Genomic DNA, 14,285 nt, shown 5'->3' with positions numbered 1-14,285 from the left:
CCCCCGATGCGGCCTACAGATCAATCAAGGCGCAGGGTTCGGATGATCCTTCTGAATCGCCTCAATCCCTTCCAGCACCTCTTTCGACAGTTTCAGGTCAGCACTGGCGATGTTGCTGTCCAGCTGCTCCAGGCTGGTCGCGCCAATAATGTTGCTGGTCACAAACGGCTGCTGCGTCACGAACGCCAATGCCATCTGCGCCGGGTCCAGGCCGTGTTCGCGCGCCAGGGCCACATAGCGGCTGCACGCCGCTTCCGACTGCGGGTTGAAGTAGCGGCTGAAGCGGCTGTATTCGGTCAGGCGTGCTTTTGCCGGGCGTGCGCCGTTTTCGTATTTGCCGCTGAGCATGCCGAATGCCAGCGGCGAGTACGCCAGCAGGCCGCATTGCTCGCGAATCGCGACTTCCGCCAAGCCTACTTCAAAGCTGCGGTTGAGCAGGTTGTAGGGGTTCTGGATCGACACCGCGCGGGGCCAGCCACGGGCTTCGGCCAGGGCCAGGAATTTCATGGTGCCCCACGGGGTTTCGTTGGACAGGCCGATATGCCGGATCTTGCCGGCCTTGACCTGCTCGTCCAGCGCCTCGAGGGTTTCTTCCAGCGGGGTCAGGTCGTCTTCGTCCTTGTGCTTGTAGCTCAACTGGCCGAAGAAATTGGTGCTGCGCTCCGGCCAGTGCAACTGGTAGAGGTCGATCCAGTCGGTTTGCAGGCGCTTGAGGCTGGCGTCGAGGGCTTCGACGATGTGCTTGCGGTTGTGGCGCAGGTGGCCATCGCGGATGTAGTCGATGGTGTTGCCGGGGCCGGCGATCTTGCTGGCGAGGATCCAGTCGGCACGGTCGCCGCGGCTTTTGAAGTAATTACCGATGTAGCGCTCGGTGGTGGCGTAGGTGTCGGCCTTGGGCGGCACCGGGTACATTTCGGCGGTGTCGAGGAAATTGATCCCCGCGGCCTTGGCCCGTTCGATCTGCGCGAAGGCCTCTGCCTCGCTGTTCTGCTCGCCCCAGGTCATGGTGCCCAAGGCTATCGCGCTTACGTTCAGATCGGTTCGGCCCAGCTGTCGATAATCCATCGGGTACTCCTTCGGGAAAACAATCATAAAAGCAGGTTGAATTTTTTTTCGCAATCTGCATAATTGCCCACCTCTTTCTGCAGTGGAAGTGATGCGCCGTCTGCCGAAGAATCTTGCCGTTGAACGGACGCGCCGACCCGAGCCCCCGATAGCGTCTGTATCCGGCTGCCTTTGACTTGTCAAAGTACGCACTATTCAGTAAGATCCGCCGTCTAATTTACAGGGCGGCCCCTGAGGCTATTAAAGAATGACAACTTTTACTGCAAAACCGGAAACAGTTCAGCGCGACTGGTTTGTCGTCGACGCCGCTGGTCAGACTCTGGGTCGTCTGGCCACTGAAGTCGCCAGCCGTCTGCGTGGCAAGCACAAGCCTGAGTACACCCCTCACGTTGACACCGGTGACTACATCGTGATCATCAACGCTGAGCAGGTTCGTGTAACCGGCAACAAAGCAAGCGACAAAATGTACTACCGTCACTCCGGTTTCCCAGGCGGCATCAAGTCTTCCAATTTCGAAGGCCTGATCGCTAAGAAGCCTGAGGCCCCGATTGAAATCGCGGTTAAAGGTATGCTGCCGAAGGGCCCACTGGGTCGCGATATGTTTCGCAAGCTGAAAGTCTATGCGGGCGCTGTACACCCTCATGCTGCTCAGCAGCCCCAAGAACTGAAGTTTTAACGGAATAGTTCATTATGTCGGCGACTCAAAATTACGGCACTGGCCGTCGCAAAACCGCAACCGCACGCGTTTTCCTGCGTCCGGGCACTGGTAACATCTCGATCAACAACCGCACTCTGGAAAACTTCTTCGGTCGCGAAACTGCCCGCATGGTAGTTCGTCAACCGCTGGAACTGACCGAGACCGTTGAAAAGTTCGACATCTACGTCACCGTTATCGGTGGCGGTGTAAGTGGTCAAGCTGGCGCAATCCGCCACGGTATCACTCGCGCTCTGATGCAGTACGACGAAACCCTGCGCGGCGCTCTGCGCAAAGCTGGCTTCGTGACTCGTGATGCCCGTGAAGTTGAACGTAAGAAAGTCGGTCTGCGTAAAGCGCGTAAGCGTCCGCAGTACTCGAAGCGTTAATTCGCTTTACGTTCCACAAAAACGCCCAACTCCTCACGGAGCTGGGCGTTTTTTATTGCCTGCGATTTATGCACAAATTTGCGCGTGACAACTTGCCACATCCGTAGACCCCCTATACTACAAGGCCTGGAGGCGCAGGCCCGGGCAATTCCCTTGTCATACGTGGGGCTTTTCATTACCATCCGACAAAATTTTTATAAGTAAAAGATTCAACACTTAGTAGACGCCTGATTTAACAGGCCAAAAAGCTGATGGGAGAGGACTGAATGAGCAATGACGGCGTGAATGCAGGCCGGCGTCGCTTCTTGGTAGCAGCCACATCCGTGGTGGGTGCTGCAGGAGCGGTGGGGGCTGCGGTCCCGTTCGTGGGGTCATGGTTTCCCAGTGCCAAGGCGAAAGCCGCAGGTGCACCGGTGAAGGTGAATGTCAGCAAGATCGACCCAGGCCAGCAGATGATTGCTGAGTGGCGCGGTCAGCCAGTATTCATCGTTCGTCGTACAGAGGAAATCCTGGGGAATCTGAAAAAAATCGAAGGTCAGCTGTCTGATCCCGATTCGAAAAATTCCGACCAACCCGCCTACGTCGATAAGGAAATCCGTTCGATCAAGCCAGAAATCCTGCTGCTGATCGGTATCTGCACCCACCTGGGTTGCTCGCCTACCTTCCGCCCGGAAGTTGCTCCTGCCGACCTTGGCAAGGATTGGGTCGGTGGCTATTTCTGCCCTTGCCACGGTTCCCACTACGACCTCGCCGGCCGCGTCTACAAGTCACAACCCGCACCACTGAACCTGCCAGTTCCGCCACATCACTACGAGACTGACAGTGTGATTGTCATTGGCGTCGACGAGGGGGAGAAAGCCTGATGAGCAAGTTCATGGATTGGGTGGATGCGCGCTTCCCCGCGACTAAAATGTGGGAAGACCATCTCAGCAAATATTACGCACCAAAAAACTTCAACTTTTTCTACTTCTTCGGCTCGCTGGCATTGCTGGTGCTGGTCAACCAGATCGTCACTGGCGTGTGGCTGACGATGAGCTACACGCCGTCGGCGGAAGAGGCGTTTGCCTCCGTCGAATACATCATGCGTGACGTCGAGTACGGCTCGATCCTGCGCCTGCTGCACTCCACCGGCGCGTCGGCGTTCTTTATCGTCGTCTATATGCACATGTTCCGTGGCCTGCTTTACGGCTCGTACCAGAAGCCTCGCGAGCTGGTGTGGGTGTTCGGCATGCTGATCTACCTGGCGCTGATGGCCGAGGCGTTCATGGGCTACCTGCTGCCGTGGGGCCAGATGTCGTACTGGGGCGCCCAGGTGATCATCTCGCTGTTCGGCGCGATCCCGGTGATCGGCAACGACCTGACCCAGTGGATTCGTGGTGATTACCTGATCTCTGGCATCACCCTGAACCGCTTCTTCGCCCTGCACGTCGTGGCACTGCCGATCGTGATTCTCGGCCTGGTGGTGCTGCACATCCTGGCGCTGCACGAAGTCGGTTCGAACAACCCGGATGGCGTCGACATCAAGAAGCACAAGGACGAGAACGGCATCCCGCTGGATGGCATCCCGTTCCACCCGTACTACACCGTGAAAGACATTGTCGGTGTGGTCGTGTTCCTGTTCGTGTTCTGCTCGATCGTGTTCTTTTTCCCGGAGATGGGCGGTTATTTCCTGGAGAAGCCTAACTTCGAACAGGCCAACGCCTTCAAGACACCTGAGCACATCGCCCCGGTCTGGTACTTCACGCCGTTCTACGCGATCCTGCGGGCGATCCCCGACAAGCTCATGGGCGTCATCGCCATGGGCGCGGCCATCGCGGTGCTGTTCGTGCTGCCCTGGCTCGACCGCAGCCCGGTCAAGTCCATGCGTTATAAAGGCTGGCTAAGCAAGATCTGGCTGTGGGTGTTCTGCATTTCGTTCGTGATTCTGGGCGTGCTGGGCGTACTGGCGCCGACCCCTGAGCGTACGTTGCTGTCGCAGGTCTGCACCTTCCTGTACTTCGCCTACTTCATTCTGATGCCGTTCTACACCCGGCTCGAGAAGACCAAACCGGTTCCGGAAAGGGTGACTGGCTGATGAAAAAGTTATTTGTTGCTTTGATACTTGCGGCGCTGCCGCTACTGTCCTTCGCAGCCGAGCACGGCGCGGAACTGGAAAAAGTTGATATCGATGTGTCTGACAAGGCCGCCATGCAGGATGGGCTGCGTACATTCACCAACTATTGCATGGGCTGCCACAGCGCCAAGTTCCAGCGTTACGAGCGTGTCGCCGACGACCTCGGCATCCCGCATGAGGTGATGCTCAGCCACGCGGTGTTTACCGGTGCGAAGATCGGCGACCATATGAACATCGGCATGCAACCCGCCGATGCCAAGGCCTGGTTCGGTGCTGCGCCGCCCGACCTGACCCTGGTGGCGCGTGTTCGCGGCACCGATTGGCTTTACGGTTACCTCAAATCCTTCTACGAAGACCCGGCGCGCCCGTACGGCGTGAACAACAAAGTCTTCCCGAACGTCGGCATGCCTAACGTTCTGGTCGGCCTGCAGGGTCGCCAAGTGGTAGGATGCAAGCAGGTTCAGGTCGTTGAAGACGGCAAGAAGCAATATGATCCGTTGACCGGCACGCCGCTGACGCATGAAGCGTGTGATCAACTGACCATCGTGCCCAAGACCGGTACGCTGAACGAAGAGCAGTTCGACGAGAAGGTCAAGAATCTGGTGACCTTCCTGGCCTACTCGGCCAACCCGGTCAAACTGCAACATCAGCGCATCGGTACGTATGTGTTGCTCTACCTGGCCTTCTTCTTTGTGTTCGCCTATCTGCTCAAACGCGAATACTGGAAGGATGTGCATTGATCCAACCGTAAGCAATTGCTGTTAATCTTGCGCGCCCAGCGGCATCTCTGAATACGTAGCGGTCTGGTTGAACCAGGCACTACAGGGATGCTCTCTGGGCGCGCTCGTTTTTGAGCTTTCGATAATTTCAACAAGCGAGGAGGACCGCCATGGGCGTGACCAACCGGTTGGCCTGTTACTCCGACCCCGCCGACCACTATTCCCACCGAGTACGCATCGTGCTCGCAGAGAAGGGTGTCAGCGCCGAGATCATCAGTGTGGAGGCGGGTCGTCATCCGCCGAAACTGATCGAAGTGAACCCTTACGGCAGCTTGCCCACCCTGGTCGATCGTGACCTGGCGTTGTGGGAGTCAACCGTGGTGATGGAATACCTGGATGAGCGTTACCCGCATCCGCCTTTGCTACCGGTGTATCCGGTGGCGCGTGCCAACAGCCGCCTGCTGATCCATCGGATCCAGCGTGACTGGTGCGGCCTGGTGGACGTGATTCTGGACACCCGCAGCAAAGAGGCGGCACGCGTACAGGCGCGTAAGGAATTGCGCGAGAGCCTGACCGGTGTTTCGCCGTTGTTCGCCGATAAACCTTTTTTTCTCAGTGAGGAACAAAGTTTGGTGGATTGCTGCCTATTACCGATACTCTGGCGTTTGCCGATTCTCGGTATAGAACTGCCGCGGCCAGCCAAGCCGCTGCTTGATTACATGGAGCGCCAGTTTGCGCGTGAGGCTTTCCAGGCGAGTCTGTCTGGTGCTGAACGCGATATGCGCTAAGGCTTAAGGAGCCGCTGATGAACTCCAGTCGACCCTATCTGGTCCGCGCGCTCTATGAGTGGATTGTGGACAACGATTGCACCCCGCACATGCTGGTCAATTCCGAATTTGCTGCGGTTCAGGTACCGCAGGGTTTTGCCAGTGACGGGCAGATTGTGCTGAACGTTTCACCGAGTGCCGTGCGCCACCTGCACATGGACAATGAAGCCGTCAGCTTCGAAGGGCGTTTCGGCGGTGTGCCGCATACGCTGTACGTGCCGATTGGCGCCATCCTCGGGATCTATGCCCGGGAAAATGGCCAAGGCATGGTGTTCGATCTGGAGTCGCCTTTCGAGGACGACGAAGCGATCGAGAACGAAGACGGCGATGATGTACCGCCACCGGATGCCGAGCCACCCCGCCCAAGCGGCCGGCCGAGCCTGAAAGTGGTGAAGTAACGGGCTTTCACCTTTGGGTGAGCCTGAAAAATGCCTCGACATGCGTCGGGGCATTTTTTTTGCGCGCGGGATGTAAATGAAAGTCGTGATAGAACGGTGATCGTACAACCGCCATGGGCTATGATGCTGCTTTAGTCAACCGAGATAGATGATCCACATGGAAAACGCCAGCACCGCCCCTCGTCTTCCCCGCAAGCGCCGCAGCCTTGCCCAGGAACTGGTCACGGTGTTGTCCGAGCAGATCCGCGACGGTCAACTCAAACGTGGCGACAAATTGCCCACCGAGTCGGCAATCATGGACGCCCATGGGGTCAGCCGCACGGTGGTGCGTGAGGCCATTTCACGTTTACAGGCGGCAGGGCAGGTTGAAACCCGTCACGGTATCGGCACGTTTGTGCTGGACACGCCAAGCCCCAGCGGCTTCCGGATTGATCCGGCCACGGTCGTGACGTTGCGTGATGTGCTGGCGATTCTCGAGTTGCGGATCAGCCTGGAAGTGGAGTCCGCCGGCCTTGCCGCATTGCGTCGCAGCGCTGAACAATTGGCTGCCATGCGCGCGGCACTCGACGCCCTGAACGAAAGCGCGGCGCACGCCGGCGATGCGGTGGCGTCGGACTTTGCGTTCCACCTCGAAATCGCACTGTCCACCGGCAACCGCTATTTCACCGACATCATGACCCACCTGGGCACCAGCATCATTCCGCGTACCCGCCTGAATTCGGCGCGCCTGGCCCATGATGACCAGCAGCACTACATGAGCCGCCTGAGCCGCGAACACGAAGAGATCTACGAGGCGATTGCCCGCCAGGATTCGGATGCGGCGCGCGCGGCCATGCGTCTGCATTTGACCAATAGCCGTGAGCGGCTGCGTCATGCCCATGAAGAGGCAGAGGCGCAGCGCGTTTAACAGCAGGCAAGCGAGTTGTGCCGGGTGTAAATCGGCCCAAGTGTGGGAGCGGGCTCGCTCGCGAATGCGCTGTGTCAGTTTGCACATGCATCAATTGAAAGAATGCCTTCGCGAGCAAGCCGGCTCCCACATTGTGATCTCCGGTATCTGGAGTGGCGTGTTTACCTAGCTGGCAGGTTGGTTGGGCTTGTAGTCCTTGAGCAGCAGGTACGTACTCCAACCCCACCAGTCATTCGTCCAGTGTTTGTCGTTCAAGTCATTCACGTCCTTGCGCCGCAGCACCTTGTCTCCCTCGCTCTTGAACAGCGGCGAAAAGTTATTCGCCGGGTTCTGCGCTGCGTTCAAATCCGGCACGTGCAGCGGGGCCTTGAAGTTGGCCGGGGAGGGCGCGACGCCGCTGATAAAGGTGTCGAAAATTTCGTCCGCCGATGCCTGCACGGCGCGTTTGACCTGCGTCCGGTTGACCGCATCGAGGGTGCCGAAATAGCGTTTGTCGCCATATGCGTGCCATTCATCACCCAAGGCGTTGCGCACGTTGAGGCCGAACTTGCTGTCTTCATCGTGCATGAAGCGGCTGATCAGTGAGCCCAGCTCACCTGGCGTTACCACCGCCGCCAACTGTTTGCGCGGCACGCGCAGGTGGCCGGCGGAAAACAGGTCGGTCAAGAAATGATCAGCGAAACTGTTCATCGCGTAGGCCAGTTCCATTGCCTGGTCGGTGCCGGTCTGATGCGCCACAACAGCCTGCTGCAGCGCCGCCGTATGGCCCGCCAAGTAAGCCGAGAGCGCCCACTCGCCGAAGTGGTCGGCGTTGTCTGCCGCCAGTTTCAAATAGCGCCCCAGTGGAATCAACGCTGAAACCACACTGCCGCCGCCGGTGATGCGGTTCCATTCCTCCGACAGCGTATCGCCCAGTGCGTCGTAGGCTTCATGCGCTTGCTTGCCGTCCTTGATCGCCTGGTTGACTGCGTTGATCTCCTTTTGCATCACCGCGAGGATCTTGTGTGCTTCTTCCCGCGAGGCGGGCAGCACGGCCAGTGAGTTGAAGGCTGCCGTGAAGCGTTGCACGCGATCGGCCGGGGAGGCGCCGTCGCTGATGGGCTGGCCGGGGATGCCATAGAAGTCGCCGCCCAATGCGATCACTTGGCCGTAGGTGAGTGCCAGCCCGTTGGGCAGGTGCAGCTCGACTTGACGGGCGGGAATCGCCGGCGCGTCCTGGGCGAAGCGCAACAGTGTCTCATCGCCGATGGCGGTGTGTTCGCCGCCCTCGAAGCGCAGGGTTGGCGGGTTCTTCTCGGGTGCTGCGAGTTCAAGACCTGACATGTTAGCTCCTTGCTATGTCGTAGGAATCTTCCGTAATAACTGTATAAATATACAGTCGTGCCGAGCATAGATGAATAATTTCCTACGTCAAGAATGCCGCCCCATCAGCCTTGCGCACAGGCACGTGTACAACAACGATGAATTGCAGTTGACGAAATCATTTATAGTTGTACGATGACGTACGACATCACCAAAACCAACAACAACCTTTCCACAGAAAGTTTTCGCCCAGGGTGTTCGAATAATGAATCCACAAGAACTGAAGTCCATCCTCTCTCACGGTCTGCTGTCTTTCCCAGTAACCGATTTCAACGCCCAGGGTGACTTCCACCAGGCGGGCTACATCAAGCGCCTGGAATGGCTGGCCCCTTACGGCGCCACTGCCTTGTTCGCTGCCGGCGGCACTGGTGAGTTTTTCTCCCTCGCTGCCAGCGAATATTCCCAAGTGGTGAAAACCGCCGTTGATACCTGCGCCACCAGCGTGCCGATCCTCGCCGGTGTCGGTGGCTCGACCCGCCAGGCCATCGAGTACGCCCAGGAAGCCGAGCGTCTTGGCGCCAAAGGCTTGCTGCTGCTGCCGCACTATCTGACCGAAGCCAGCCAGGACGGGGTTGCCGCCCACGTTGAAGCGGTGTGCAAATCGGTAAAAATCGGCGTGGTGGTCTACAACCGCAACGTCTGCCGCCTGACCGCGCCGTTGCTGGAACGCCTGGCCGAGCGCTGCCCGAACCTGATCGGCTACAAAGACGGTCTCGGTGATATCGAGTTGATGGTGTCGATTCGTCGTCGCCTCGGTGACCGCTTCAGCTACCTCGGCGGCCTGCCGACTGCAGAGGTTTACGCCGCTGCCTACAAGGCTCTGGGCGTACCGGTGTACTCCTCGGCGGTGTTCAACTTCATCCCGAAAACCGCGATGGACTTCTACCACGCGATTGCCAAAGACGATCACGCCACCGTCGCCAAGATCATCGACGACTTCTTCCTGCCGTACCTCGACATCCGTAACCGCAAGGCCGGTTATGCCGTGAGCATCGTCAAGGCGGGTGCAAAAATCGCCGGCTACGACGCAGGCCCGGTGCGCACCCCGCTGACCGACCTGTTGCCGGAAGAGTACGAAGCCCTGGCCGCGCTGATCGACAAGCAAGGCGCGCAATAACCTATCTACAAGGCCGCTGAGAAATCAGCGGCCTTTTGCGTCAGGAGAAGATTTGTGTCCCAAGCTCAACGTTACGAAAACTACATCAATGGCCAATGGGTGGCCGGTGCCGACTATTGCGTCAACCTCAACCCGTCGGAGTTGTCTGATGTCATTGGCGAATACGCCAAGGCTGACGTAGCCCAAGTCAACGCTGCCATCGACGCCGCCCGCGCTGCGTTCCCGGCCTGGTCCACGTCCGGGATCCAGGCGCGTCATGATTCCCTGGATAAAGTCGGCAGCGAAATTCTCGCCCGCCGCGAAGAGCTCGGCACCTTGCTGGCCCGGGAAGAGGGCAAGACCCTGCCCGAAGCCATCGGCGAAGTGACCCGCGCCGGTAATATCTTCAAATTCTTTGCCGGCGAATGCCTGCGCTTGTCTGGCGACTACGTGCCGTCGGTGCGTCCGGGCGTCAATGTTGAAGTCACCCGCGAAGCCTTGGGCGTGGTCGGTCTGATCACCCCGTGGAACTTCCCGATCGCCATCCCCGCGTGGAAAATCGCCCCGGCCCTGGCCTACGGTAACTGCGTAGTGATCAAGCCCGCCGAACTCGTACCGGGTTGCGCCTGGGCCCTGGCCGACATCATCGCGCGCGCGGGCTTCCCCGCCGGCGTGTTCAACCTGGTGATGGGCAGCGGTCGTGTGGTCGGCGATGTACTGGTCAACAGCCCGAAAGTCGATGGCATCAGCTTTACCGGTTCGGTCGGTGTCGGCCGTCAGATCGCCGTCAGCTGCGTGTCGCGCCAGGCCAAGGTGCAGCTGGAAATGGGCGGCAAGAACCCGCAGATCATCCTCGACGACGCCGACCTCAAGCAGGCCGTCGAGCTGTCGGTGCAGAGCGCGTTTTACTCCACCGGCCAGCGTTGCACCGCTTCGAGCCGCTTGATCGTTACTGCCGGGATCCACGATAAGTTTGTCGAGGCCATGGCTGAACGCATGAAGTCGATCAAGGTCGGTCACGCTCTCAAGAGCGGCACCGACATCGGCCCGGTCGTCTCCCAGGCCCAGCTGGACCAGGACCTCAAGTACATCGACATCGGCCAAAGCGAAGGCGCGCGGCTGGTCAGCGGTGGCGGCTTGGTGACCTGCGACACCGAAGGCTACTACCTGGCGCCAACCCTGTTTGCCGACAGCGAAGCCGCCATGCGTATCAGCCGTGAAGAGATCTTCGGCCCGGTGGCCAACGTGGTGCGCGTGGCGGACTACGAGGCGGCGCTGGCCATGGCCAACGACACCGAGTTCGGTTTGTCGGCGGGCATCGCCACCACCTCGTTGAAGTACGCCAACCACTTCAAGCGCCATTCCCAGGCCGGGATGGTGATGGTCAACCTGCCGACTGCGGGTGTCGACTATCACGTTCCGTTCGGCGGCCGTAAGGGCTCGTCCTATGGGTCGCGCGAGCAGGGCCGCTATGCGCAAGAGTTCTACACCGTGGTGAAAACCAGCTACATCGGTTCGTAACACGCAATACCTGTGGCGCCTGCTTTGCGTAGGAGCTGGCTTGCCCGCGATAGCATTACCGGTGTGTGCCTGACACACCGCGGTGCCTGTATCGCGGGCAAGCCCGGCTCCCACATGAAGGCGGCGCGCACATACAACTAGACCATTACCCGCAAAAAAAATAATTAGTGGGAGTACTTCTACATGCAAGCGACCAAGCCGACCCATGTCCGCTATTTGATCCTGCTCATGCTGTTCCTGGTGACCACGATCAACTACGCCGACCGGGCCACCATCGCCATCGCGGGCTCCAGCCTGCAAAAAGACCTCGGCATCGACGCGGTCACCCTCGGTTACATCTTCTCTGCATTCGGTTGGGCCTACGTGGCCGGGCAAATTCCCGGTGGCTGGCTGCTGGACCGGTTCGGTTCGAAAAAAGTCTACGCCCTGAGCATCTTCACCTGGTCACTGTTCACCGTGCTGCAAGGCTATGTCGGTGAGTTCGGTGTTTCCACCGCAGTGGTTGCGCTGTTTATGCTGCGCTTCATGGTGGGCCTGGCCGAAGCGCCATCCTTCCCCGGTAACGCACGTATCGTTGCGGCCTGGTTCCCGACCGCCGAGCGCGGTACGGCATCGGCGATCTTCAACTCGGCGCAGTATTTCGCCACCGTGTTGTTCGCGCCGTTGATGGGCTGGATCGTCTACAGCTTCGGCTGGCAGCACGTGTTTATCGTGATGGGCGCGATTGGTATTGTGTTCTCGCTGATCTGGCTGAAGGTTATCCACAGCCCGCGCCAGCATCCGATGATCAACGCTGGCGAGCTCGATTACATCGCAGCCAACGGCGCGATGGTCGATATGGATCAGGACAAGGGCAAGGGTAAGAAAACCGACGGGCCGAAGTGGGATTACATCCGTCAGTTGCTGACCAACCGCATGATGCTTGGCGTGTACCTGGGCCAATACTGCATCAACGGCATCACGTACTTCTTCCTGACCTGGTTCCCGGTGTACCTGGTGCAGGACCGTGGCATGACCATCCTCAAGGCCGGTTTCATTGCCTCGTTGCCGGCGATCTGCGGCTTTATCGGCGGTGTACTCGGCGGCGTGATTTCCGACTACCTGCTGCGCAAAGGCCATTCGCTGACCTTCGCTCGCAAGGCGCCGATCATTGCCGGCCTGTTGGTCTCCAGCAGCATCATCGCGTGTAACTACGTTGACGTGGAATGGATGGTGGTGGGCTTCATGGCCCTGGCCTTCTTCGGTAAAGGCGTTGGCGCACTGGGCTGGGCGGTGGTGTCCGACACCTCGCCGAAACAAATCGCCGGCCTCAGTGGCGGCCTGTTCAATACCTTCGGTAACCTGGCTTCGATCACCACGCCGATCGTCATCGGCTACATCATCAGCACCACCGGCTCGTTCAAGTGGGCCCTGGTGTTCGTCGGCGCCAACGCGCTGGTGGCGGTGTTCAGCTATCTGGTCATCGTCGGCCCGATCAAGCGTGTAGTACTCAAAGAGCCGCCAAGCAAGGGGCCAGAGTTGACCAACCTAACCGAAGCGCATTCCTGAGAGGCCCCGTGATGCAGTTGATTGAACATGCCGACTCGCCGCGCTCGATCCGTTTGCACGAGCGCGACAACGTGGTGATCGTGGTCAATGACCAGGGCGTACCGGCCGGGACCGAATTCCCGGACGGCCTGGTGACCGTGGATTTCATCCCCCAGAGCCACAAAGTGACACTGGAAGATATCCCCGAAGGCGGTCAGATTATTCGCTACGGCCAAACCATTGGTTACGCCTTGGCGCCGATTCCGCGCGGCAGTTGGGTCCAGGAAGATCAACTGCGCATGCCGACCGCGCCGCCGCTGGACAGCTTGCCGCTGTCCACCGAGGTGCCTGAAACCCAGGCGCCGTTGGAGGGTTTTACATTCGAGGGTTATCGCAATGCCGACGGCACCGTGGGCACGCGCAATATCCTTGGGATCACCACCACGGTGCAATGCGTCACGGGGGTGCTGGACCATGCGGTCAAGCGCATCAAGGACGAATTGCTGCCCAAGTACCCGCACGTCGACGACGTGGTGGCGCTGACCCACAGCTACGGCTGCGGCGTGGCGATCACCGCGACGGATGCCTACATTCCAATCCGTACCGTACGCAATCTGGCGCGCAACCCGAACCTGGGGGGCGAAGCGTTGGTGATCAGCCTGGGCTGCGAGAAATTGCAGGCCGGGCAGGTGATGCACGACAACGACAGCTCGGTCGACCTGAGCGACCCGTGGCTGTATCGCTTGCAGGATTCCAGCCACGGGTTTACCGAGATGATCGAACAGATCATGGCGCTGGCCGAGGTTCGTTTGAAGAAACTCGACCAGCGGCGCAGGGAAACCGTGCCGGCGTCCGAGCTGATCCTGGGCATGCAATGCGGCGGCAGTGATGCGTTTTCCGGCATCACCGCCAACCCGGCGCTGGGCTATGCCTCGGATTTGCTGCTACGGGCCGGGGCGACGGTGATGTTTTCCGAAGTCACTGAAGTACGTGATGCGATTTACCTGCTGACTTCTCGCGCTGAATCGAAGGAAGTCGCCGAGGAACTGGTCAGGGAAATGGACTGGTATGACCGTTACCTGGCCAAGGGCGAGGCCGATCGCAGCGCCAACACCACGCCAGGCAACAAGAAGGGCGGGTTGTCGAACATTGTCGAGAAGTCCCTGGGCTCGATCGTCAAGTCCGGCAGCAGCGCGATCAACGGCGTACTGGGCCCGGGCGAGCGCTTCAAGCGCAAGGGCCTGATCTTTTGCGCCACGCCGGCCAGTGACTTTGTGTGCGGCACCTTGCAACTCGCGGCCGGGATGAACCTGCACGTGTTCACCACCGGGCGTGGCACACCCTACGGGCTGGCGATGGCGCCGGTGGTCAAGGTTTCGACGCGTACCGAGCTGGCGCAACGCTGGCCCGACCTTATCGATATCGACGCCGGGCGCATTGCCACCGGGCGTGCGAGCATCGAAGAGCTGGGCTGGGAGTTGTTCCACTTCTACCTGGATGTGGCCAGCGGCAAGAAACAGACGTGGGCCGAACAGCACAAGCTGCACAACGACATCACGCTGTTCAACCCGGCGCCGATTACCTGAGACCGAGTTGCCTGCTTCGCGAGCAAGCCCGCTCCCACATTCGACCGCGTTCATGCTGGAGGAATGCGGTCAAAATGTGGG

The 14,285-nt window shown here is 59.4% G+C and carries 14 protein-coding genes; 12 read left to right on the top strand and 2 right to left on the bottom strand.

All coding sequences use genetic code 11. The features are described 5' to 3' along the window. Positions 1–24 precede the first annotated feature (24 nt). Positions 25–1,065 carry an NADP(H)-dependent aldo-keto reductase gene (locus WBR57_RS28245; RefSeq protein WP_242194720.1) on the bottom strand — a complete coding sequence of 347 codons (1,041 nt, stop codon included), beginning with the start codon at positions 1,063–1,065 and terminating at the stop codon, positions 25–27. A 247-nt stretch (positions 1,066–1,312) separates the two neighbouring features. Here WBR57_RS28245 and rplM point away from each other — a divergent pair, with 247 nt between their 5' ends. The 8 genes from rplM (at position 1,313) to WBR57_RS28205 (ending at position 7,112) form a co-directional block, all read left to right on the top strand. Beyond that, on the top strand, positions 1,313–1,741 hold the full coding sequence (gene rplM / locus WBR57_RS28240; protein ID WP_003188508.1) for a 50S ribosomal protein L13: 429 nt from the start codon (positions 1,313–1,315) through the stop codon (positions 1,739–1,741). A 14-nt stretch (positions 1,742–1,755) separates the two neighbouring features. After that, the gene (rpsI, locus tag WBR57_RS28235; RefSeq protein WP_003216038.1) at positions 1,756–2,148 is read left to right on the top strand and encodes a 30S ribosomal protein S9; all 393 of its coding nucleotides are present in this window, start codon (positions 1,756–1,758) and stop codon (positions 2,146–2,148) included. Positions 2,149–2,414: 266 nt separating this feature from the next. Next, the gene (petA, locus tag WBR57_RS28230; protein ID WP_003216040.1) at positions 2,415–3,011 is read left to right on the top strand and encodes a ubiquinol-cytochrome c reductase iron-sulfur subunit; all 597 of its coding nucleotides are present in this window, start codon (positions 2,415–2,417) and stop codon (positions 3,009–3,011) included. After that, on the top strand, positions 3,011–4,222 hold the full coding sequence (locus WBR57_RS28225; protein WP_032877803.1) for a cytochrome b: 1,212 nt from the start codon (positions 3,011–3,013) through the stop codon (positions 4,220–4,222). The genes petA and WBR57_RS28225 overlap by 1 nt, the downstream gene beginning before the upstream one ends. After that, positions 4,222–5,001, top strand: coding sequence for a cytochrome c1 (locus WBR57_RS28220; protein ID WP_068932034.1), 780 nt, complete (start codon positions 4,222–4,224; stop codon positions 4,999–5,001). The genes WBR57_RS28225 and WBR57_RS28220 overlap by 1 nt, the downstream gene beginning before the upstream one ends. Before the next feature lie 149 nt (positions 5,002–5,150). After that, the gene (locus WBR57_RS28215; protein ID WP_424088547.1) at positions 5,151–5,768 is read left to right on the top strand and encodes a glutathione S-transferase N-terminal domain-containing protein; all 618 of its coding nucleotides are present in this window, start codon (positions 5,151–5,153) and stop codon (positions 5,766–5,768) included. A 17-nt stretch (positions 5,769–5,785) separates the two neighbouring features. After that, positions 5,786–6,205 (top strand): ClpXP protease specificity-enhancing factor, encoded by a 420-nt coding sequence (locus WBR57_RS28210; protein WP_424088544.1) that lies wholly within the window; start codon positions 5,786–5,788, stop codon positions 6,203–6,205. A 157-nt stretch (positions 6,206–6,362) separates the two neighbouring features. Next, the gene (locus WBR57_RS28205; RefSeq protein ID WP_424088542.1) at positions 6,363–7,112 is read left to right on the top strand and encodes a FadR/GntR family transcriptional regulator; all 750 of its coding nucleotides are present in this window, start codon (positions 6,363–6,365) and stop codon (positions 7,110–7,112) included. Between the two features lie 165 nt (positions 7,113–7,277). Here the strand turns inward: WBR57_RS28205 and WBR57_RS28200 are convergent, their stop codons facing one another. Next, a complete protein-coding gene (locus WBR57_RS28200; protein WP_424088540.1) occupies positions 7,278–8,435 on the bottom strand; it encodes a phospholipase in 1,158 nt (385 codons plus the stop codon). Positions 8,436–8,679: 244 nt separating this feature from the next. Here WBR57_RS28200 and kdgD point away from each other — a divergent pair, with 244 nt between their 5' ends. From kdgD to garD, 4 genes are all read left to right on the top strand, one after another. Further along, on the top strand, positions 8,680–9,591 hold the full coding sequence (gene kdgD, locus WBR57_RS28195) for a 5-dehydro-4-deoxyglucarate dehydratase (protein WP_034102171.1): 912 nt from the start codon (positions 8,680–8,682) through the stop codon (positions 9,589–9,591). Positions 9,592–9,645: 54 nt separating this feature from the next. Further along, the gene (locus WBR57_RS28190) at positions 9,646–11,091 is read left to right on the top strand and encodes an aldehyde dehydrogenase family protein (RefSeq protein ID WP_424088538.1); all 1,446 of its coding nucleotides are present in this window, start codon (positions 9,646–9,648) and stop codon (positions 11,089–11,091) included. A gap of 183 nt (positions 11,092–11,274) precedes the next feature. Next, the gene (locus WBR57_RS28185; protein ID WP_424088536.1) at positions 11,275–12,639 is read left to right on the top strand and encodes an MFS transporter; all 1,365 of its coding nucleotides are present in this window, start codon (positions 11,275–11,277) and stop codon (positions 12,637–12,639) included. Positions 12,640–12,650: 11 nt separating this feature from the next. Next, the gene (gene garD / locus WBR57_RS28180) at positions 12,651–14,204 is read left to right on the top strand and encodes a galactarate dehydratase (RefSeq protein WP_424088534.1); all 1,554 of its coding nucleotides are present in this window, start codon (positions 12,651–12,653) and stop codon (positions 14,202–14,204) included. Positions 14,205–14,285 lie beyond the last annotated feature (81 nt).

This window comes from Pseudomonas sp., assembly GCF_049590575.1.
Lineage (GTDB): Bacteria > Pseudomonadota > Gammaproteobacteria > Pseudomonadales > Pseudomonadaceae > Aquipseudomonas.
The sequence above is the reverse complement of the archived record's forward strand: the minus strand, read 5'-3'. Positions and strand labels throughout refer to the sequence as shown.

Excerpts from the sequence above, each read along its gene's own strand:
- WBR57_RS28205 (WP_424088542.1), top strand. The coding sequence starts at position 6,363 with ATGGAAAACGCCAGCACCGCCCCTCGTCTTCCCCGCAAGCGCCGCAGC.
- rplM (WP_003188508.1), top strand. The coding sequence starts at position 1,313 with ATGACAACTTTTACTGCAAAACCGGAAACAGTTCAGCGCGACTGGTTT.
- WBR57_RS28210 (WP_424088544.1), top strand. The coding sequence starts at position 5,786 with ATGAACTCCAGTCGACCCTATCTGGTCCGCGCGCTCTATGAGTGGATT.
- garD (WP_424088534.1), top strand. The coding sequence starts at position 12,651 with ATGCAGTTGATTGAACATGCCGACTCGCCGCGCTCGATCCGTTTGCAC.
- WBR57_RS28185 (WP_424088536.1), top strand. The coding sequence starts at position 11,275 with ATGCAAGCGACCAAGCCGACCCATGTCCGCTATTTGATCCTGCTCATG.
- WBR57_RS28215 (WP_424088547.1), top strand. The coding sequence starts at position 5,151 with ATGGGCGTGACCAACCGGTTGGCCTGTTACTCCGACCCCGCCGACCAC.
- rpsI (WP_003216038.1), top strand. The coding sequence starts at position 1,756 with ATGTCGGCGACTCAAAATTACGGCACTGGCCGTCGCAAAACCGCAACC.
- petA (WP_003216040.1), top strand. The coding sequence starts at position 2,415 with ATGAGCAATGACGGCGTGAATGCAGGCCGGCGTCGCTTCTTGGTAGCA.
- WBR57_RS28225 (WP_032877803.1), top strand. The coding sequence starts at position 3,011 with ATGAGCAAGTTCATGGATTGGGTGGATGCGCGCTTCCCCGCGACTAAA.
- WBR57_RS28220 (WP_068932034.1), top strand. The coding sequence starts at position 4,222 with ATGAAAAAGTTATTTGTTGCTTTGATACTTGCGGCGCTGCCGCTACTG.
- WBR57_RS28200 (WP_424088540.1), bottom strand. The coding sequence starts at position 8,435 with ATGTCAGGTCTTGAACTCGCAGCACCCGAGAAGAACCCGCCAACCCTG.
- kdgD (WP_034102171.1), top strand. The coding sequence starts at position 8,680 with ATGAATCCACAAGAACTGAAGTCCATCCTCTCTCACGGTCTGCTGTCT.
- WBR57_RS28245 (WP_242194720.1), bottom strand. The coding sequence starts at position 1,065 with ATGGATTATCGACAGCTGGGCCGAACCGATCTGAACGTAAGCGCGATA.